The following is a 21,435-nucleotide window of genomic DNA, read 5'->3' as shown; positions in this document are numbered from 1 at the left end:
AATTTTATGACATGGTAAGGGTTATCACATTTCTATTTCTCTTAATTTGTTCTTTTGTTTTTGGTCAAAACTCAGAAGAAGCTGAAGTAAAAGTAACTATTAATCACTTTTTTGAAGGCTTTCACAAGCAGGATTCTTTAATGATAAAGGAAGTAATGGGAGAGACCCCCACCATGCAATCTGTGGGAGTTACTAAAGAAAAAGAACCTTTTATGCGATCACAAGATTTTTCAGAATTTTTAAAATCTATTGTGTCCATTCCAAAAGATAAGAATTTCCAAGAGAAATTATTGGATTACAAAATTCAAGTAGATGGGAATATGGCACATGCATGGACACCTTATGAGTTTTGGTTTGATGGTGCTTTTAGCCATTGTGGGGTTAATTCTTTTCAATTATTTAAAGCTAAAGATGGTTGGAAGATAGTCTCCATAATGGACACACGCCACCGAGAAGGGTGTGGAAAATAGTGACAATCTAATTTTCTATATAAATTGACAACCTCACAGATTTTAAAACCTGTGAGGTTTGTTTTTTTATATGCAATTAAAAATGACAGCTTGTCATGTTTTTTCCTCATGGCATAATGATTGACCTATCCATTCCAGTATTTAAAACGAATTTTCAACACAATAATATAAAGACAATGAGTAAAATTATCGGAATCGATTTGGGAACCACTAATTCATGCGTTTCTGTAATGGAAGGAAATGAGCCGGTAGTAATCCCAAACGCAGAAGGAAAGAGAACAACCCCCTCAGTAATTGCATTTGTGGAAGGTGGTGAGATAAAAGTTGGCGACCCTGCAAAACGCCAGGCAGTGACCAACCCACAGAAAACCATTTCTTCCATTAAACGTTTTATGGGGAATAAATTTTCTGAATCTAAGAAGGAAGCAGAACGTGTTCCTTATAAAGTAGTAAAAGGAGACAATGACACCCCCCGTGTTGATATAGATGGACGTTTATACACTCCCCAAGAACTATCAGCTATGATTCTTCAGAAAATGAAAAAAACTGCTGAAGATTATCTTGGACAATCGGTAAGCGAAGCTGTTATTACGGTCCCTGCATATTTTAATGACTCACAACGACAAGCAACAAAAGAAGCAGGAGAAATAGCAGGATTAAAGGTACAACGTATCATTAACGAGCCTACTGCTGCTGCATTGGCTTATGGGCTTGATAAGAAAAGCACTGACCAAAAGATAGTTGTATTTGACTTTGGTGGAGGTACACATGATGTATCTATATTAGAATTAGGGGATGGTGTATTCGAAGTGTTAGCTACTGATGGCGATACCCATCTTGGAGGAGATGATGTAGACGAGAAAATTATCAATTGGCTAGCAGAAGAATTTAAATCAGAAGAGGATATGGATCTTAGAAAAGATCCTATGGCACTTCAGCGATTAAAAGAAGCTGCTGAAAAAGCAAAAATTGAGCTGTCTTCCTCTACACAAACAGAAATTAATTTACCTTACGTAACAGCTACTGCTAGTGGTCCAAAGCATTTAGTAAGGACACTTTCAAGAGCTAAGTTTGAACAGCTTATTGAAGACCTGGTAAAAAGAACTATAAAACCATGTGAAACAGCGCTTAAGAGCGCAGGATTATCGAAAAGTGATATTGATGAAATTATCTTGGTAGGAGGTTCTACCAGAATCCCTGCTGTTCAAGAAGCTGTGGAGAAGTTTTTTGGCAAGAAGCCTTCAAAAGGGGTAAACCCTGATGAAGTAGTAGCTGTTGGAGCTGCTATTCAGGGAGGTGTTTTAACAGGAGATGTTAAAGATGTATTATTATTAGATGTCACACCACTTTCCCTGGGTATTGAAACCATGGGAGGTGTTATGACGAAGCTTATTGAAGCCAATACGACCATCCCGACGAAAAAATCACAAGTGTTTTCAACAGCTGCAGATAACCAGCCTTCTGTTGAGATCCATGTACTACAGGGAGAACGTCCTATGGCAACAGACAATAAAACAATTGGCCGCTTCCATCTAGATGGTATACCTCCTGCACCGAGAGGAACACCTCAGATTGAGGTTACATTTGATATTGATGCCAATGGAATCATTCATGTAACAGCTGCAGATAAAGCTACCGGAAAATCGCAAGACATTCGTATAGAAGCCTCATCAGGGCTTACTGAAGAAGAAATCGAAAAGATGAAACGTGAAGCTGAGGCCAATGCAGAGGCTGATAAAAAAGCAAAAGAAAAAGTAGATAAACTGAATGAAGCAGATACCATGATTTTCCAAACAGAAAAACAATTAAGTGAGTTTGGTGATAAATTGTCTGAAGACAAGAAAAAACCAATTCAAGATGCTTTGGAAGAGCTTAAGAAAGCGTATGAAACAAAAGAGCTAGATACCATTCAGCCAGCTTTAGACAAGATTAATGAAACGTGGAAAGCAGCTTCCGAAGAACTGTACAAAGCGCAGGCAGAAGCACAGCAAAACGGTGCTGCCTCAGAACCTGAAGGAAGTGCCGGAGACGGTGCTAAAGAAGGAGATGATGTACAAGACGTTGATTTTGAAGAAGTAAAATAGTGTCTTAACTAAGCTATAAAAGAAAAGCCTCACAGGTTTTAATACCTGTGAGGCTTTTATATACTATTAACTGGGTATTTGTATTTTTACATTACAAATAAATCGCATGATATTTGATAAACAAAAAGCACTTGCATATTGTAATTCCATTTGTGAAAATACACTAATGGAAACCCTCGATATAGAGTATATAGACATAGGAGAAAACTTTTTAATTGCCAGAATGCCTGTTACATCTAAGGTTTATCAACCAGATGGTGTTTTGCATGGAGGAGCAACTGTAGCATTGGCGGAAAGTGTTGGGAGTGCGGCATCGTATGTATTGCTTAACTCAGAAGAGTATTACGTTCGGGGTATAGAAATAGCAGCCAACCATGTAAAAAGCATCAAAGAAGGTTGGGTATATGCTAAAGCGACTATTATACATAAAGGCCGAACTACACAGTTATGGGAAATAAAAATAACTGATAAAGATGCCAACCTTATATCACTTTGCAAACTAACTACGATTGCTTTACCCAAAAAAAGTGGTAAATGATGTCTGATCTTGATTTTTATAGAGCAATTGAAAAACAGTTAGAGACTTCGCTCCCTTTTGTAATTTACAGAGAACCGGGTCAACTTACTATAAAAGCCATACTTCAGAAAGACAATAAACTAAACCTTGTTAAAAGTTTTTTAGAAACAGGTTTTGTATTTGCTCCATTTGATAATCAACACAAGACGGTTTTAATCATACCGGATAATACGATTGAAACAGTTTTAGCTATAAAACCTGAAAAAATTTTAAAAACCAGAAAACATTCTTTCGACGAAAGTGATTGTAAAAAACACCTTCAATTGGTAAAAAAAGGAATAACAGCAATTCAAAATGGAAGCCTAAAAAAAGTAGTATTATCTAGGAAAGAACAATTGCATAACATAGCACATAACCCAATAGATATTGTAAAACGCCTTTTGACCACATATCCAAATGCTTTTGTTTATTTGTGGCACCACCCGAAAGTAGGTATGTGGACGGGGGCTACTCCTGAAGTGTTATTAAAGACCAACGACAGTACGTTTGAGACGATGGCTTTGGCAGGTACTAAATTATATAGTAAAGGAAAAGAAGCAGTATGGGGCAAAAAGGAACAAGAAGAACAACAGATAGTTACGGACACCATTGTTAAAAATCTTGAAAAAAAAGTAATTACGATAAATTTATCAGATATCCACACGTATAAAGCAGGGAGTTTACTTCACTTGCGGACCCTTATTAAGGGAACATTGCAAAATAAAAAACTTAAGGTATTAATTGAAACTTTGCACCCTACACCAGCAATTTGTGGGTTTCCAAAGGAAGAAGCTAAACGATTCATAGATAAAAACGAAGGTTATGACCGAACCTACTATACGGGATTTTTGGGACCACTAAATATGGATAAAGGAATAGCAGCTTTTTATGTAAACCTTCGGTGTATGCAAATAGAGGGCAGTAAAATAACTCTTTATATTGGAGGTGGAATTACAATAGAATCTGATCCTCAAAGTGAGTGGGAGGAGACAATAAATAAAGCACAAACGATGCTAAGTGTTCTTTGACCAAAAAAATCTAATGTTATGCCAACCCATCTTTAATCCGTATTTTTGTACAAAGAAAAACGACGGTATCACAATACATGAAATATCCTAAAATACTACTTGCTCAAACGGTTGTTGAGTTATGTAAGCTAAAAGGCATTGAACATATTGTTATTTCACCAGGCAGCCGGAATGCCCCTTTAATTATAGGTTTTACAGAAGCCCCTTTTTTTAAGACATATAGTATCGTAGATGAGCGCTGTGCCGGTTTTTTTGGATTGGGAATTGCACAACAAACCCGAAAACCGATAGCATTGGTTTGTACTTCAGGGTCAGCATTGCTGAATTATTACCCGGCTATTGCAGAAGCATTTTATAGTGATATCCCGATGGTTATAATCACTGCAGATCGCCCAATTAATAAAATAGATATAGGAGATGGACAAACAATACGACAACCTGATGTGTTTTCCAATCATATTTTATATTCGGGAAACTTAAAAGAAAGTATTGATGCTCAAATTCATAATGAAAAGATTATAAATGAGGCACTAAATAAAGCTAAAGTTGAAAAAGGGCCGGTACATATTAATGTTCCTTTTGAGGAGCCGTTATACGAAATAGTGGAAAACTCAAAAATAGCCCCTAAAATAATTGAACCGGACAGTTTAGATAATGAGGTATTGAAAGAAGATACAACCCATTTTGTAAAAGCATGGAATGCTTCTAATAAAAAGATGGTGCTGGTGGGTAGTAGTTATCCCGGATCCATAGCAAAATCGACTATAGATTTTTTAGTGAATGACACTTCAGTAAATGTTTTTACAGAGACGACTTCAAATACACACGGTGAAAACTTTTTTCCCGGGATTGATAAGATAATTGCCCCCATAGAAAAGAATACTGAGGAAATTGCCGAATTACAACCGGATATACTCATTACATTTGGAGGAATGATAGTCTCAAAAAAGATAAAAGCGTTCTTAAGAAGCTATCAACCTCAATATCATTTTCATATTGATAAAAAAAAAGCGTATGACACCTATTTTTGTTTGACAACCCATTTCAAAACAACCCCTGATAAGTTCTTTCAGGAAATAATTCCGGATCTAAAAAAAGTAAAAAGCGACTACCATAATAAATGGACAGCTATAAAAAAAAAGAGAGAAAAGAAACATTGTGAATACCTTGATAAAATTCCCTTTACTGACCTAAAAGCCTATGATATTGTATTTAAAACAATTCCTGAAAATTATTGTCTACAACTAAGTAATAGTTCAACGATACGCTATTCCCAACTTTTTAATTTAGATACTACAATCAAAGTGTTTTGTAATAGAGGAACTAGCGGTATAGAAGGTAGTACTTCTACGGCTGTTGGAGCAGCTGTGGAAAACAATACCCCAACAATATTAATAACTGGAGACCTTAGTTTTTTCTACGACAGTAATGGCTTGTGGAATCAATACATCCCCAAAAGCTTTAGGATTATTGTGTTTAATAACTCGGGAGGGGGGATTTTCAGAATTCTCCCAGGGACTAAAAACACTAATAATTTTGATACCTATTTTGAAACAAAGCATGCACTTTCTGCCAAGCAATTATGTGATATGTACAAAATTCAGTATATGACTGCCAAAAATGAAGAAAGTTTGCAGAAACAGCTAAAAGCTTTCTATAAAAAGGCTGATCAACCAAAGCTATTAGAAATCTTTACCCCAAGAACAGTAAATGATAAAGTATTACTAAACTATTTTCAATACCTTAAATGATACACATAGGCCACTATAATACATTAGAAATATTAAGAGAAACTGCACCCGGCTTATTTCTAGGGGATGATGAGTATAATGAAATTCTTCTCCCTAATAAATATATTCCTCAAAGTTATGAAATAGGAGAACATATTACTGTGTTTTGCTATCTAGACCATGCAGAACGCCCTGTAGCAACAACTTTAGAGCCGTACATTGAACTAGACAGGTTTGCACTATTAAAAGCAGTTGAGGTAAATAATATTGGAGCTTTTATGGATTGGGGCTTAGAGAAACACTTGTTGGTGCCTTATAAAGAACAAGCAGTCAAAATGACCCAAGGAAAATGGTATTTAATATATTGTTATTTGGATGAAAAAACAGGAAGATTAGTTGGTTCAAGCAAGACAAATCAATTTATTAACAATGAGGAACTGACTGTTTCTGAAAAAGAAAAAGTAAACCTGATTGTTTCCAGGCATACCGATATGGGCATAGAAGTTATTATCAACCAAAAGCACAAAGGGCTGGTATATAAAGATGAACTATACGAAAAAGTAAGTTTAGGCCAAACGTTAACAGGCTATGTCAAAAAAATAAGGGACGATCATAAAATTGATGTCACGTTAAAGGCATTGGGAAAAGCCATTATAACAAACGCTGCTGAGAAGATATTAAGGGAATTAAAACATCATAAAGGATTTTTGCCCTTGCATGATAAGAGCGATCCTGATGTTATTCGGGATGTATTATTGATGAGCAAAAAAGACTTTAAAAAAGGGATAGGGACACTCTACAAACAAAAATTGATTACCATAAAAGATAATGGGGTTTATCTTAACTAGATTATGAGTTATCATATATAAGAAAATAAGTTGTAATGATATTGAAAAGCAGATTTTTTCTCCCATTGTTATTCTTTGTAAGCACAATTGTCCAAATTGGATTTTCACAGAATGTTTTGTTTTTGGGGAATAGCTTAACGTATACAAATGATCTCCCCTCTATTCTTGAATACATTGCTAAGGAAAACAATATTTCACTTCATTCTAAATGTTTATGCTATCCGAATTATGCACTGGAAGACCATTGGAATGATGGGGAATTTCAAAAAATAATAACCGGCAAAAAATACAATTATGTAATTTTTCAACAGGGACCTTCCTCTCAACAGGAAGGACGTCAGATGTTATTTGAATATGGCGCAAAAATAACTACACTATCTAAACAAAATAATGCTGAGTCAGCCTATTTCATGGTATGGCCATCCAGAAAACATTATAGCACATTTAACGGTGTAATTAAAAACTATATGGAAGCAGCAAAAGCAAACGAGGCATTGTTGATACCTGTTGGGACTATATGGAAGGAATATCAGGAAGGCGAATATAATGGCAGTTTGTATAGCAGAGATCTTTTCCATCCGTCATCCACAGGCAGTTTTATGGCTGCACTAACCATTTTTCATATATTATTTCCTGATAAAACCCTTACCGATTTAGACTATGGTCGCTACAAAAAATGGGTAAAAAACACAGAAGATTTTAAAACTATAATAGCATTAGTAATTAAAAACCGGTAATTGATTATTTTCATAGATAAAAATTAACCTTCTTTAAACTTAATAAATATAAGGAGTCGAAAAGATGGCACAGCTTTTGTCTAAATAGCAATGAGTAACATAAAAACGGAAAAAACTATGAAACTTACAATCGCTCTCTTATTAATAATCCCATCATTTATTGGGAATGGTGAAATTGTAAAAAGTCACGAAAAAGAAATATGGGAACAGAAAGATTTTCAAAATCCATATACCTTAATTGATAATGAAGATTATTTAATTCTCAGCACAAAAAAAGGCGAGGTTAAGATAATTGACGAATATGATAATATAGCTAACTATCCGGGTTATGAAGTGATTACCTATTATGATGAAGATACCATCATAGGAAAGTCAGTAGTAAGGGAAGATCTTGAAATATATAGAAAATACAACCCTAAAAAATCATTTGATGATTATAAAGTGCCTGTTTACGAAGGAGAATTAGCGGATCCTGATTTCGGAACCAATCCTTGGGCAAGTATGTTTTCCAGTCGGATAGAAGAAGCATGTAAAGGAGGGATAAATTTTGCAGGACATTATACATTAGCAATGTGGGGCTGTGGGACTTCATGTCAACAAGCAATGATAGTGGACAGAAAAACAGGGAAAATATACGATGCAGTCACTACTTCCTTTGGTATTGATTATAGAAAAGACAGTAAACTATTGATCAGTAATGTAGGGGCAATAGATACAGAAACTGGTTTAATAGAAGTATGCAGCTACTGTGAAGTTTTACATAAGGTATGGGTAGTAGACAGGTTCATTAGTAATACTTCATATTAGTTATTAAAGCAGCTATTATTTAAGTCTTTTTACATTAAATAAACAAAAATTAGCTACATATTCCCTGATATCTTATTTTTGTGTAAAATTCACAAAAACATGAATCAACGAACCTGGGAAACCATCAAAGAATATTCAGATATTAAATTTGAATTTTTCGAAGGAATTGCAAAGATAACAATCAATCGCCCCAGAGTGTATAATGCGTTTCGTCCTGAGACCAATATACAGATGTTGGAAGCTATGGATATATGTAGAGAGCGTACGGATATTGATGTAGTGGTTTTTACGGGTGAAGGAGACAAAGCATTCTGTAGCGGAGGTGATCAAAATGTAAAAGGTACTGGTGGTTATATAGGAGAAGATGGTGTTCCGCGGTTGAATGTATTAGACCTTCATAAAAAAATAAGAGAAATCCCTAAGCCGGTTATTGCGATGGTAAATGGATATGCAATAGGAGGAGGCCATGTGCTTCATGTAGTATGTGACCTTACTATTGCAAGTGAAAATGCCATTTTTGGACAAACAGGCCCTAAAGTAGGTAGTTTTGACGGAGGCTTTGGCTCTTCATACCTAGCACGTCATGTAGGACAGAAAAAAGCCCGCGAGATATGGTTTTTATGCCAGCAATATACAGCACAGGAAGCATTAAATATGGGCTTAGTAAATAAAGTAGTACCATTAGATAGATTAGAAGAAACTGTAGTAGAGTGGTGCAAAATGATACAAAAACGCTCTCCATTAGCCTTACGGATGATAAAACGTTGCCTAAATGCAGAGTTAGATGGTCAACATGGGCTTATGCAGCTTGCAGGAGATGCAACACTCATGTACTATCTGATGGATGAAGCACAAGAAGGAAAGAATGCTTTTCTGGAAAAACGAGATCCGAATTTCAAACAATACCCTAAATTTCCCTAAAAACTAAAATTATGCCATACATTGAAGAAAACGATTTAGTCGAACTGCACAAAAAAATAGATAAATCAGAAGCAACCAATCATAAGCTTCAAGATCAAATAAAGATAAAAAACAGAGAAATTTCCAAATGGCTACAACAACGAAATATATTTGCTATTGTAGCAAGTGTACTATTGTTGATTGTTATTGGTTTGTTTGTGTCCTTTTTTATAGGAGATGGAAATATAATGAATGGATTTGAGACTTCTGGAGTTGATGATACAAAAACAGTTTCGAATGATAGCATTCAAATATTACAAAACAAAATAACAATCTTAGAAGAAGAAAATACACGTTTAAGCGAAGTTAAAGAATTTTATTTGGCTAAAAACCTTCTTGAAAATCAAAAAATATATGTGGTACAGATAGGAGCTTTTGAAGAACGGAATTTTTCTCTAATGCCAAAATCATTGACCAATACACAAGTCGTAAAAAACAATAATTTTTACTCCTTTTCTTTAGGAAGTTTTGAAACCTTAAAAGAAGCACAAACTTTTCGTAAAGAAGTCGTTTCCTTAGGATTTAGAGACGCTTTTATAGCCTCATATATAGATGGCAAACGAATAGAAATAGAAGAACCATACTAAATGGTAAAACTAAGAAAGTGGATATCAGCAGCCCGTTTACGAACCCTTCCGCTTTCAGTTTCCGGTATCATAGTAGGCAGTAGCGCTGCATTTAACCAACAAGCTTTTGACTGGACGGTTTTTATATTGGCTATATGCACTACTATCTCATTTCAGATACTTTCTAATTTTGCCAATGATTATGGTGATGGTGTAAAAGGGACTGACAATGATAACAGGGTAGGGCCAAAACGGGCAATACAAAGTGGCACCATTACATCACCCCAAATGAAAAAAGGGATAACAATTACCATAGTAATTACACTGCTACTTACAATTGCATTAATCTATAAAGCTTTCGGTAGCGAGAATGTATTCTATATAGCGCTTTTTTTTATATTAGGTCTTATATCTATTGCAGCAGCAATTAAATATACTATGGGAACAACGGCCTATGGGTATTATGGATATGGCGATATTTTTGTATTTCTGTTTTTTGGGCTTTTAAGTGTAGTAGGCTCTTATTTTCTATATACCAAACAGATTAACTGGTTTGTTTTTCTCCCGGCATGTACCGTTGGCATGATGAGCACAGCAGTATTGAATTTGAACAATATGCGTGATATTGAAAATGATAAAATAGTTAACAAGAATACATTAGTAGTTAAAATGGGGGCATCCTTAGCAAAATATTACCATTATTATCTATTGGTAGGAGCGTTTTTCTTTGCAATAATGTATTTTATTTTTAAGTATGAGAAACCTGTAAATTTTCTTTTCATATTTGCCTTTATACCTATTGCGTTACATATTCGGAAAGTGTTTCACATTACAGAGCCTACAAATTTTGATCCGGAGTTAAAAAAAGTAGCATTGAGTATATTTCTATTTTCAGTACTGTTTGCAATCGGACAAATTTTGTAACTTTCTTTTACAAAGTAAAAATAAAATGAAAATAACATATTACGGACATGCATGTATAGGCATCCAGGTGGATGATATTAATATTATTGTTGATCCCTTTATATCAGAAAATCCATTAATTAAAGGAAAAATCAAAGCTGATGATATAAAAGCAGACTACATATTGGTTACACATGCACATAGCGATCATATTGCGGATGTGGAACCCATTGCAAAAAATAACAATTCAGTAATTGTTTCCAACTATGAAATAGCAAGCTATTATGGCAAAAAAGGCTATGAATACCATCCCATGAATCATGGGGGAAGTTGGGATTTTGAATTTGGAAAAGCAAAATATGTCAACGCTGTACACACCTCTTCTTTTGAAGATGGGAGTTATGGTGGGCAACCCGGTGGTTTTGTCATTGAAGGTGAGCATAAAAACATTTATATAGCCGGAGATACAGCATTGACAGCAGACATGAAACTTATTCCGTTACAAACACCATTAGATTTGGCAATTCTCCCTATTGGTGACAATTTTACCATGGGAGTTGACGATGCCATTATCGCCAGTGATTTTATAGCATGTGATAAAATATTAGGGTACCACTATGACACATTTGGTTATATAGAGATAGACCATGAAGAAGCAAAACGAAAATTTTTTGATAGTGGAAAAGATTTAATGTTATTGCCAATTGGAGACAGTATAATATTATAGCTAAATTTGCTACCGTTCAAAAAATGCATGCAACCTATCATAAATATATCCTTCATTTTAAGAACCCCTCAGGAACTTCAAGAGGTGTTTTTACTAAAAAAGAAGCTTGGTTTATTAAAATTCAATCCGAAAATAGAGCAGGAATAGGAGAATGTGGCTTATTAAGAGGGTTGAGCATTGACGACAAACCGGATTATGAAGAGAAACTAAAATGGGCTTGTGATCATATGCATTTGGGAGCAGAACTATTATGGGAAGAACTTATAGAGTTTCCAAGTATCCAATTTGGAATAGAACAAGCTTTCAAGTCGCTACAATCGGAAACGCCGTTTACACTATTTCCATCAGAATTCACATCCGGAAAAGCAGCCATTCCTATCAATGGCCTTATTTGGATGGGGGATGCACCCTTTATGCGTGAGCAGATAAAACAAAAAATTGAGAAAGGTTTCCGGTGTATTAAAATGAAAATCGGAGCAATAGACTTTGATACAGAATTACTGTTGTTAAAATCAATCCGAGAACAGTTTTCAAAAAATGACATTGAAATACGTGTAGATGCCAATGGAGCCTTTAAACCTACAGATGCACTCAAAAAATTAGAAAAACTAGCTAAACTGGATATCCACTCCATTGAACAGCCTATTAAGGCCGGACAACCACATGAAATGGCTGAATTATGCATGCAATCACCCCTTCCTATAGCATTAGATGAAGAATTAATAGGTGTTTTTGATGTAACAAAAAAAGAGGAATTGCTACAAACAATAAAACCACAGTATATAATTTTAAAACCTAGTTTGATAGGTGGCTATAGGGGAAGTGATGAATGGATCCAAATAGCAGAAAATCATAATGTAGGCTGGTGGGCAACCAGTGCATTGGAAAGCAATATAGGATTGAATGCCATAGCACAATGGACATTTCATAAAAGAAACCCTATGTATCAAGGGTTAGGGACAGGAGGACTGTATATTAATAATTATGATAGCCCATTAATAGTGGAAAATGGTTTTTTGCATTATAAGCCAGAAAAAAAATGGATAACCGATTTTAAATTATAACCATGTATATAGAACAAGCGTTTAAATCAAAAAATGAGTGGTGGCGATATATTACTGGGATAGTAATTGTTTTTATTGGGGTTACACTTTTTTCTGTCCCTCATGCAATAGCCATAGCAATGAAATCTATGAGGGGAGATTTAGACCCTTCCCGAATGCAAGATACTGAGTATCTTCTACAGGCATTCGAGCCTAACCTCAATCTGGTATTATTGTTACTGCCATTTGCAGGAGGTTTTCTAACCTTGTTCTTTGTGGTAAAATACATTCATAAACAACAAATTACAGCACTTACAACATCACGGAAAAAAATAGACTGGAAACGGGTTGTTTTTGCCTTTACGCTTATTGCGATTATCAGTATAACATTAATAAGTATCGATTTTATAGTAAACCCCAATGATTATCAATGGAATTTTAAATTAGTCCCCTTTTTAGTCTTAGTAATTATAGGAGCACTCTTGATTCCATTGCAAACAAGTTTTGAAGAATACTTGTTTAGAGGTTATTTAATGCAAGGAATAGGTATATTGGCTAGAAATAGATGGATACCGCTGGTGATCACCTCATTAGTATTTGGGTTATTGCATCTTCAAAACCCAGAAATTGATAAACTAGGCAAAATTGCTATTGTATATTACATTGCCACTGGGTTTTTTCTGGGGATTATGACATTAATGGATGATGGACTGGAATTGGCTATAGGATATCATGCAGCCAATAATTTAATTACAGCATTGTTGGTTACCGCAGATTGGACTGCTTTTCAGACCCATTCCTTGTATAAGGATGTTTCCGATCCGGAATTAGGCTTTGATATGTTTATACCCATATTGGTAATATACCCACTATTATTGTTTGTTTTTTATAAAAAATATAATTGGTCAAACTGGAGAGAAAGATTAACAGGGAGTGTTGAAAGGTTTTCCAGAGAAGAGGCATTGGTCAATGAATGATATCCATTAGTTGTATTTAAGAAATGAACCCTACGTATAAAAATATACATCTGAAATTTCAATTAAACGGACTGTATTTTAATCAAGAAGAACTAAAGGAGGTAGCCTATAGTTTTGTAAAAGAAGGAGAACCGCACGAACGATCAGTAGGTGATTTTTTGATCGACTGGCTTAATGATAAAGATTATGTTACTGTATGCACATCAGGTTCTACCGGTACACCGAAAATAATAAAACTTCAAAAACAACATATGGTAAACTCTGCCATTGCGACCGGAGATTTTTTTGGTGTATCAGTAGGTGATTCTGCACTGCATTGTCTTCCCGCAACATTTATTGCCGGAAAAATGATGTTAGTACGTGCACTCATTTTGGGTTTGTCTATTGACTTAGTCCCACCATCAGGCTATCCGCTTGCTGACAATGGAAAAGAATATGATTTCTGTGCAATGATCCCTTTTCAATTGGAAAACTCGATTGATCGGTTAAATCAAATCAAAACCCTCATAGTAGGGGGGGCACCTGTCTCAAATGAATTGGGTAAAAAACTACAAGGTAAACGGACTACAGTTTATGAAACATATGGAATGACAGAAACTGTCACACACATAGCCGCAAAAAAACTAAATAATTTTTCATTAGAAGAAACAATTAAAACAGCTTACTTTAAGGCTCTTCCAAATGTATCTATTAGTTCAGATGATAGAAATTGCCTAGTTATTAATGCTCCTGAAGTTTCAGAAGAGACAATCATTACAAATGACATAGTAAGCATTCACTCAGACGACACATTTGAATGGTTAGGACGTTATGACAACATAATTAATTCCGGAGGAGTCAAATTAATCCCTGAACAGATAGAAGCAAAGCTAAAAAAGATAATCTCACAACGATTTTTCGTTACAGGTTACCCTGATGAAAAATTAGGTCAAAAATTAGTGTTGTTAATTGAAGATGATGAAGCTGTGGAGCAGAGCATATGGGAGAAAATAAAAACTTTTAAGGAGCTCAATAAATTTGAAATTCCTAAAAAAATAGTTTTTATCGACAATTTTAAAGAGACTGAAAATGGAAAAATTATTCGGGACACAACAGTCAAAAATATACTGACGTAAAAACAAACACTATGTTTGTATAACCCCTAAATTAAATGGTTTTTCAATAGGCGCATGATCAGCCGCCTCAATACCCATAGAAATCCATTTCCGGGTATCTACAGGATCAATAATAGCATCAGTCCATAAACGCGCTGCAGCATAGTAAGGGGAAATCTGTGTGTCGTATCTTGATTTGATCTTATCAAATAATTCCTGTTCTTTTTCTTTAGTAATTTCTTCTCCTTTTTTCTTCAACGAAGCCGTTTCTATCTGTAATAAAACTTTGGCTGCTTGTGCACCTCCCATCACTGCCAGTTCGGCACTTGGCCAGGCGATAATAAGCCGCGGGTCATAAGCTTTTCCACACATAGCATAATTGCCGGCACCATAACTATTTCCGATAACTATAGTAAACTTAGGGACTACAGAATTGCTCACAGCATTTACCATTTTAGCACCATCTTTTATAATGCCACCATGTTCAGACTTACTCCCTACCATAAACCCTGTAACATCTTGAAGAAAAACCAGAGGGATTTTCTTTTGATTGCAATTAGCTATAAAGCGGGTAGCTTTATCAGCAGAATCGGAGTAGATAACCCCACCAAATTGCATTTCCCCTTTTTTGGTTTTTACGACTTTTCGTTGATTTGCCACAATACCAACAGCCCAGCCATCAATCCGGGCATATCCAGTTATGATGGTTTGTCCATAACCTGCTTTATATTCTTCAAAATCAGAATCATCTACCAATCTTTTTATGATTTCCATCATGTCATATTGATCGGCCCTGCTTTTTGGAAGAATACCGTATAATTCCTCTGTATTCTCTTTTGGTTTTTTGCTTGTAATCCTATTATAACCTGCTTTTTCGTAATCTCCAATCTTACCTATTATACTTTTGATAGTATCTAAGGCATCTTTATCATCTTTTGCTTTGTAATCAGTGACACCACTAATTTCACAATGCGTCGTAGCTCCACCCAAGGTTTCATTATCAATTACCTCCCCTATAGCTGCTTTAACGAGGTAACTTCCCGCTAGGAAGATACTTCCTGTCTTATCAACAATAAGGGCTTCATCACTCATGATGGGAAGGTATGCCCCTCCGGCAACACAACTGCCCATTACAGCCGCAATTTGAGTGATTCCCATGCTACTCATAATGGCATTATTCCTAAAAATCCGCCCAAAGTGCTCCTTATCAGGAAAAATCTCGTCTTGCATTGGCAGGTACACACCGGCGCTATCCACCAAATAAATAATAGGAAGCCTGTTTTCCATAGCAACCTCTTGCGCTCTCAAGTTCTTTTTTGCAGTAATAGGGAACCATGCACCGGCTTTTACAGTGGCGTCATTGGCGACTACAATACATTGTTTCCCTTTCACATAACCCATTTTAACAACCACCCCGCCAGAAGGGCATCCACCATGTTCTTCATACATACCTTCTCCGACCAAAGCACCTATTTCAACACTATTGGTATTTTTGTCCAATAAGTAATCAATACGTTCTCTTGCAGTCATTTTTCCTTCAGCGTGCAGCTTTTCAATACGTTTTTTACCACCGCCTTGTTTTATGGCATTCAGTCTATTTCGTAATTCAGAAAGCAGCATTTTATTATGATCTTCATTTTTATTGAACCGGATATCCATACGATGAAATTATTTGCGCTAAAATACAAAAACAGTAGTATTAGTTACCTATGTATTATTTTTTTAAATTGTGCACCATTTCAACATTTAAAAAAACAAGCTTATGGCAATGAATAAAAATACAGTACTGGGTTGGGCAACATTTATAATGGTTATAGTAGGGATAGGTTTGATAGCCCTGGGGGCATTTCGATATGATGATGTTGCAGGGTATGGGTTTGGAGCAGTAGGGGTAGGTTTTTTTGCTATTGCCTGGGTTTTTAGTGCATTGAAAGGAAGGGTTTAAAATAAATAAAAAAAATGTTATGTCAGACGACAAAAAAGTGATCTTCTCCATGTCCGGAGTTTCTAAAACGTACCAAAGTACCAACAAAACGGTCTTGAAAGATATTTACCTAAGCTTTTTTTATGGAGCGAAGATTGGCATTTTGGGACTTAATGGATCCGGTAAATCTACATTATTACGTATTATAGCAGGGTTTGAAAAAAATTACCAAGGGGATGTTGTTTTCGCTCCGGGCTATTCCGTCGGATACTTGGAGCAGGAACCAAAGTTGGATGAAGAAAAGACAGTCATTGAAGTAGTAAAAGAAGGCGTGTCAGAAATAGTTGATGTGCTTGATGAATACAATAAGATCAATGATATGTTTGGACTTCCTGAAGTGTATGAAGATGCCGAAAAGATGCAAAAACTTATGGACAAACAGGCTGGGCTGCAAGATAAAATTGATGCGACAAACGCCTGGGAATTGGATACAAAATTAGAGATTGCCATGGATGCTTTACGTACTCCGGAACCGGACACACCCATAAAAGTACTTTCAGGAGGGGAGCGTAGGCGTGTGGCTTTATGTAGGTTATTGCTAAAGCAACCGGATGTATTACTCTTAGATGAGCCTACCAATCATTTGGATGCAGAATCTGTATTGTGGCTAGAGGAACACTTGCAACAGTATTCAGGAACGGTGATAGCAGTAACACACGACCGTTATTTTTTAGATAATGTAGCCGGCTGGATATTGGAACTGGACAGGGGAGAAGGCATTCCATGGAAAGGGAATTATTCTTCATGGCTTGATCAAAAGGCAAAACGTTTGGCCCAGGAAGAAAAGCAAGCCAGTAAGCGAAGAAAAACATTAGAGCGTGAACTGGAATGGGTACGAATGGCACCAAAAGGAAGACAGGCAAAACAAAAAGCCCGTTTGAGCAATTATGACAAGCTATTAAATGAAGATCAAAAGCAACTGGATGAAAAGCTAGAGATTTATATTCCTAATGGCCCTCGGTTGGGTACGAATGTGATTGAAGCCAAAGGGGTAGCTAAAGCGTATGGTGACAAATTGTTATATGAAGATTTAAATTTTAAGCTTCCACAGGCTGGTATTGTAGGGGTGATAGGTCCCAATGGTGCAGGAAAGACAACAATCTTTAAGATGATTATGGGAGAAGAAACCCCTGATAAAGGGACTTTTGAGATAGGGGATACCGTAAAGATAGCATATGTTGACCAACGGCATAAGAATATTGATGCTGAAAAGTCGATTTGGGAGAATTTTTCGGACGGGCAGGAACTAATACTAATGGGAGGTCGTCAGGTGAATTCCAGAGCATACTTAAGCCGTTTTAACTTCTCTGGGAGTGAACAAAATAAAAAAGTAAATACGCTTTCAGGAGGAGAAAGGAACCGGTTACACTTAGCGATGACTTTAAAAGAAGAGGGGAATGTATTGTTATTGGACGAACCAACAAATGATTTGGATGTAAATACACTACGTGCTTTAGAAGAAGGATTGGAAAATTTTGCAGGTTGTGCCGTTATTATTTCACACGATCGTTGGTTTTTAGATCGTATTTGCACACATATCCTTGCTTTTGAAGGAAATTCTCAAGTATATTTCTTTGAGGGCAGTTTCTCCGCATATGAGGAAAATAAACGCAAACGTTTAGGTGATATTACCCCAAAGCGCATTAAGTATAAAAAACTGGTAAGGGATTAATATCGTTTTATTCGACATACCAATTCCGAAGACGTACCTCAATGTCAGGGTTTTTATCGTTGACTAGTTTTTTGAAGGTTTTTGTATCACTTATTTCCGGACGTCCTCGATAATGGTATGGGTACATAATTTTTGGTTTAAAATCGAGTACAGCACTGGCCGCTTGATAGATATCCATTGTATATGGCAAATTCATGCATACAAAAGCAATGTCAATACCTTTGAGGCTTCTCATTTCAGGGATGTCTTCTGTGTCACCACTTAAATAAATATGTTTTCCACCCAAATTAATAATATAACCATTTCCGCGCCCTTTCGTATGGCGTGCATCGGGACTTTCCGGTAAGTTGTACATAGGAATGGCTTTTATTGGGATCCCCAAAACTTTTTTCTCTTCGCCATTCGCAATTATAACTAGGTTTGCTCTGGATATTTCAGGAAGTTGGTCAGCAACTGCTTGTGGTACTACAAAGGTGGCTTTGTCGGTGTTTAATGCTTCAAGGGTTTTTGTGTTTAAATGGTCACCATGAATATCAGTGATTAAAATAATATCAGGAGCTGCCAGTCCTTTAAATTTTTCAGCACCTCCGTACGGGTCTACATAAATCACCTGATTGTTCCATTCAAAAACAACGGTGCCGTGTACAACTGGGTGTACAATAATACCATCAATGTTGTCTGGTTGATCACGTTGTGCTCTAATAGTTGAAAAGGTAAGAAAGAAGACTATAAATAAGAACGATTTGTACATATGTTTTTTATAAAGATGAATTTATTTAAGTAAAGCACTTGCTGTAGCTGTAATAGATTATAACAAGTCATTAGTATTTTAACTACAGGGAGTGTTTTTTTGGTTTTTCGACTTATCGATAATATTGACATGTTAGTAACCTTACTCCTAAAAAACAATCACTTCATCGTCTAAATTAGTTATTTTTTTTTCAACTCTGTTTTAATGCTTAAAATTACCTGTTTTTTAATTGTATAAAGATTGAAAAAGTTAGTTTTCTTTCTACTTACTTTTTTCATCTGCACCATACTTATAGCTCAACAAAAAGCAGTCCCCATTTTAGATAGCATTGAACACGTTTTTTTGCGTGCAGAAGTACTTCAAAGTAAGTACCAGCTTACAGCATCTACCGACAAAGCTTTTGAGGTTATAGAGCTTTGTAAACCGGTACATGAATATTATTATCAAAGTTTAGCGTACAATCTCATTGGTGTAAACTATGAAACGATCTCCAGATATCGTGAAGCAGAAATAAATTATGAACGGTCCTTGTATTATGCACGTAAGATAAATAACGAATCGCTTATAGCTAGGGCATATAATAATTTAGGGAATATATACTACATGGCTTATGGAAACCCTGATAAGAGCAAAGAATACTATGGGAAGTCATTAGCAATTGCAAAACGGTTAAAAGATACAGCTGACATCATCATTCCAACATTAAACCTGGGTTGGAATTATATGGAAAACAAAGAATTGGAAAATGCTTTTTCTTATTTAGAGGAGGCAAGAGCATATGCAGAAGAAGCTAATCAGTTAGATTCCAATCTGTATATCCACTATTTATTAGGATTGTTTTATTCTCAAAAAGGAGGATATACTAAAGCGCTCGAATGTTTTGATAAAGCTATTTTTATAGGTGAGCGTTTTAGTTCTTATTTAGAACTGTCCAATATATACCTAGCACAATCTCGTTTTTTTTCGTTGTATAATGAAAATGAAAAAGCAAACACATCTTTAGAAAAATATTATCAATATCGACGAAAAATCCCGGAAGTTGAAAACTTAAAGCAATTTGGTATTGTAGAGTTTAAACATGCTGCAACCAAAATGCCGGCAAGCACTTTTTATGAGAACGAAACAGATACTGTTGAAACAGCCAATAATTTACCAAGTATTCAAGAAAGCCCCTTTAATAAGAAACGACAGTTACTTATTTACGCCTTAATTTCCTTTTGCTTTTTATTGATATTGCTAACCGTTATTTATACAAGTCAAAAATCGAAACGGAAATTAGCCCAGATGCTTAAAACCCGCAATGAAAGATTAGAAGCTGCTAAGGAAGAAGCAGAAAAGCTGTCTCGGTTAAAATCACAGTTTGTTTCCACAGTTAGTCATGAGCTGCGAACGCCACTTTATGGTGTTGTGGGGCTCACTTCTTTATTGCTAGAAAAGAACAACCTATCTGCGGAGGAAAATCAGTATTTAAAATCATTAAAATTTTCAGGAGATTATTTATTAAACCTTATCAATGATATCTTAAACTTAAGCAAGATAGAATCTAATAAAATCACTTTTGAAAAGACACCATTTGATATCAGGGCACTTGTTGAAGACATGGTTAGTTCTTTCAAATTTCAGCTTGACCAACAAGACAATGAGATCCATCTTTTTATTGACAAAAAGATACCCAAGAAACTCAAAGGGGATGAAATGCCCGTGTCTCAAATTTTGATCAATTTGATAGGAAATGCCATTAAGTTCACTTCGCATGGAAATATTTGGGTATTTCTCAAGCTGGCAGCTATAGAGGATGGTATGGCCACGATCAATTTTGTAGTAAAAGATGATGGTCCCGGAATACCCCGAGACAAGCAAGATGTAATATTTGAAAACTTTTCACAACTAGACAGGGAACGAAATGAATACCAGGGCACAGGGTTAGGACTTTCTATTGTGAAAAAACTAGTAGATATGTTGGAAGGTGAGATCAAGCTTATGAGTGGTGAAGGCGAAGGGGCTACATTTAGCTTGAATTTGAGATTTGAGTTAATGGAGGAAGATAAAATACCTAATAAAGAAGACTATGATATTACAACTATAAAGGGCAGTAGTGGAACACCAATGACTCCTCCTAAAAAAGAAAAATACCGCATTTTAATAGTAGAAGACAATAAGATAAACCAGATTGTGACTAAGAATATTTTACTTCGGGAAGATTATGAATGCGATGTGGTAGATAATGGAATGGATGCTATTGAGCGAGTACGAAGAGAACATTTTGACCTTATATTAATGGATTTAAACATGCCAATAATGAGCGGTATAGAAGCTTCTTCAAAAATACGGACATTTAACCCCTACATTCCCATAGTAGCCCTAACTGCTGTAGAAATTGAAGATGTAAAAGATGATATTGCAAAAGCAGGAATTAATGATATTATCAACAAGCCTTTCGACAAAGAAGAGTTTTACAAAGTCGTATTACGCAACATTCAAAAAAGTATCTAATACAG

Annotated in this window: 20 protein-coding genes; 18 read left to right on the top strand and 2 right to left on the bottom strand. The window is 35.6% G+C overall.

Annotated features, from left to right (window positions below):
* Positions 1–11 precede the first annotated feature (11 nt).
* The 15 genes from WBG21_RS01575 to WBG21_RS01505 all read left to right on the top strand — a co-directional run bounded on the left by WBG21_RS01575 (position 12) and on the right by WBG21_RS01505 (position 14,551).
* Positions 12–470 (top strand): nuclear transport factor 2 family protein, encoded by a 459-nt coding sequence (locus WBG21_RS01575; protein WP_340074100.1) that lies wholly within the window; start codon positions 12–14, stop codon positions 468–470.
* Positions 471–646: 176 nt separating this feature from the next.
* Entirely contained in the window at positions 647–2,554 is a 1,908-nt protein-coding gene (gene dnaK / locus WBG21_RS01570) for a molecular chaperone DnaK (RefSeq protein ID WP_340074098.1), read from the top strand.
* Between the two features lie 106 nt (positions 2,555–2,660).
* A complete protein-coding gene (locus WBG21_RS01565) occupies positions 2,661–3,092 on the top strand; it encodes a PaaI family thioesterase (RefSeq protein WP_340074096.1) in 432 nt (143 codons plus the stop codon).
* Entirely contained in the window at positions 3,089–4,138 is a 1,050-nt protein-coding gene (locus tag WBG21_RS01560; RefSeq protein WP_340074094.1) for an isochorismate synthase, read from the top strand. Before WBG21_RS01565 ends, WBG21_RS01560 begins: the two co-directional genes overlap by 4 nt.
* A 77-nt stretch (positions 4,139–4,215) precedes the next feature.
* Positions 4,216–5,889: a 2-succinyl-5-enolpyruvyl-6-hydroxy-3-cyclohexene-1-carboxylic-acid synthase gene (gene menD, locus WBG21_RS01555; RefSeq protein WP_340074092.1), complete on the top strand. Its 1,674-nt coding sequence runs from the start codon at positions 4,216–4,218 to the stop codon at positions 5,887–5,889.
* Positions 5,886–6,716 carry a CvfB family protein gene (locus WBG21_RS01550; protein WP_340074090.1) on the top strand — a complete coding sequence of 277 codons (831 nt, stop codon included), beginning with the start codon at positions 5,886–5,888 and terminating at the stop codon, positions 6,714–6,716. The genes menD and WBG21_RS01550 overlap by 4 nt, the downstream gene beginning before the upstream one ends.
* 122 nt (positions 6,717–6,838) lie before the next feature.
* Positions 6,839–7,453: an SGNH/GDSL hydrolase family protein gene (locus WBG21_RS01545; RefSeq protein ID WP_340074088.1), complete on the top strand. Its 615-nt coding sequence runs from the start codon at positions 6,839–6,841 to the stop codon at positions 7,451–7,453.
* Between the two features lie 117 nt (positions 7,454–7,570).
* Positions 7,571–8,260, top strand: a complete 690-nt coding sequence (locus tag WBG21_RS01540; RefSeq protein ID WP_340074086.1) for a hypothetical protein — start codon at positions 7,571–7,573, stop codon at positions 8,258–8,260.
* A 99-nt stretch (positions 8,261–8,359) separates the two neighbouring features.
* Positions 8,360–9,181, top strand: a complete 822-nt coding sequence (gene menB, locus WBG21_RS01535) for a 1,4-dihydroxy-2-naphthoyl-CoA synthase (protein ID WP_340074084.1) — start codon at positions 8,360–8,362, stop codon at positions 9,179–9,181.
* Positions 9,182–9,192: 11 nt separating this feature from the next.
* Positions 9,193–9,807 (top strand): SPOR domain-containing protein, encoded by a 615-nt coding sequence (locus tag WBG21_RS01530; protein WP_340074082.1) that lies wholly within the window; start codon positions 9,193–9,195, stop codon positions 9,805–9,807.
* A complete protein-coding gene (locus tag WBG21_RS01525; RefSeq protein ID WP_340074080.1) occupies positions 9,808–10,710 on the top strand; it encodes a 1,4-dihydroxy-2-naphthoate polyprenyltransferase in 903 nt (300 codons plus the stop codon).
* A gap of 25 nt (positions 10,711–10,735) precedes the next feature.
* Positions 10,736–11,416, top strand: coding sequence for a metal-dependent hydrolase (locus tag WBG21_RS01520; RefSeq protein ID WP_340074078.1), 681 nt, complete (start codon positions 10,736–10,738; stop codon positions 11,414–11,416).
* A gap of 23 nt (positions 11,417–11,439) precedes the next feature.
* A complete protein-coding gene (locus tag WBG21_RS01515; protein ID WP_340074076.1) occupies positions 11,440–12,480 on the top strand; it encodes an o-succinylbenzoate synthase in 1,041 nt (346 codons plus the stop codon).
* A gap of 2 nt (positions 12,481–12,482) precedes the next feature.
* Positions 12,483–13,436, top strand: coding sequence for a CPBP family intramembrane glutamic endopeptidase (locus WBG21_RS01510; RefSeq protein ID WP_340074074.1), 954 nt, complete (start codon positions 12,483–12,485; stop codon positions 13,434–13,436).
* A 23-nt stretch (positions 13,437–13,459) separates the two neighbouring features.
* Complete coding sequence (locus tag WBG21_RS01505) at positions 13,460–14,551, top strand: AMP-binding protein (RefSeq protein WP_340074072.1); 1,092 nt, start codon at positions 13,460–13,462, stop codon at positions 14,549–14,551.
* A gap of 9 nt (positions 14,552–14,560) precedes the next feature.
* On the opposite strand, the gene WBG21_RS01500 is transcribed toward WBG21_RS01505, so the two are convergent.
* A complete protein-coding gene (locus WBG21_RS01500) occupies positions 14,561–16,189 on the bottom strand; it encodes an acyl-CoA carboxylase subunit beta (RefSeq protein WP_340074071.1) in 1,629 nt (542 codons plus the stop codon).
* 109 nt (positions 16,190–16,298) lie between these two features.
* Here WBG21_RS01500 and WBG21_RS01495 point away from each other — a divergent pair, with 109 nt between their 5' ends.
* Together WBG21_RS01495 and ettA are read left to right on the top strand one after the other, a co-directional pair.
* Positions 16,299–16,475 (top strand): CAL67264 family membrane protein, encoded by a 177-nt coding sequence (locus WBG21_RS01495; protein ID WP_340074251.1) that lies wholly within the window; start codon positions 16,299–16,301, stop codon positions 16,473–16,475.
* 19 nt (positions 16,476–16,494) lie between these two features.
* Entirely contained in the window at positions 16,495–18,186 is a 1,692-nt protein-coding gene (ettA, locus tag WBG21_RS01490) for an energy-dependent translational throttle protein EttA (protein WP_340074069.1), read from the top strand.
* Positions 18,187–18,193: 7 nt separating this feature from the next.
* On the opposite strand, the gene WBG21_RS01485 is transcribed toward ettA, so the two are convergent.
* Positions 18,194–18,937: an MBL fold metallo-hydrolase gene (locus WBG21_RS01485; protein WP_340074067.1), complete on the bottom strand. Its 744-nt coding sequence runs from the start codon at positions 18,935–18,937 to the stop codon at positions 18,194–18,196.
* Positions 18,938–19,177: 240 nt separating this feature from the next.
* Between WBG21_RS01485 and WBG21_RS01480 the strand changes: the two genes are divergently transcribed.
* The gene (locus WBG21_RS01480; RefSeq protein WP_340074065.1) at positions 19,178–21,430 is read left to right on the top strand and encodes a tetratricopeptide repeat-containing hybrid sensor histidine kinase/response regulator; all 2,253 of its coding nucleotides are present in this window, start codon (positions 19,178–19,180) and stop codon (positions 21,428–21,430) included.
* The last annotated feature ends 5 nt before the right edge of the window (positions 21,431–21,435 follow it).

This window comes from Leptobacterium meishanense, from assembly GCF_037645805.1.
Lineage (GTDB): Bacteria > Bacteroidota > Bacteroidia > Flavobacteriales > Flavobacteriaceae > Leptobacterium_A > Leptobacterium_A meishanense.
Note: the sequence above shows the minus strand (reverse complement) of the source record. Positions and strands in the feature narration are given on the sequence as shown.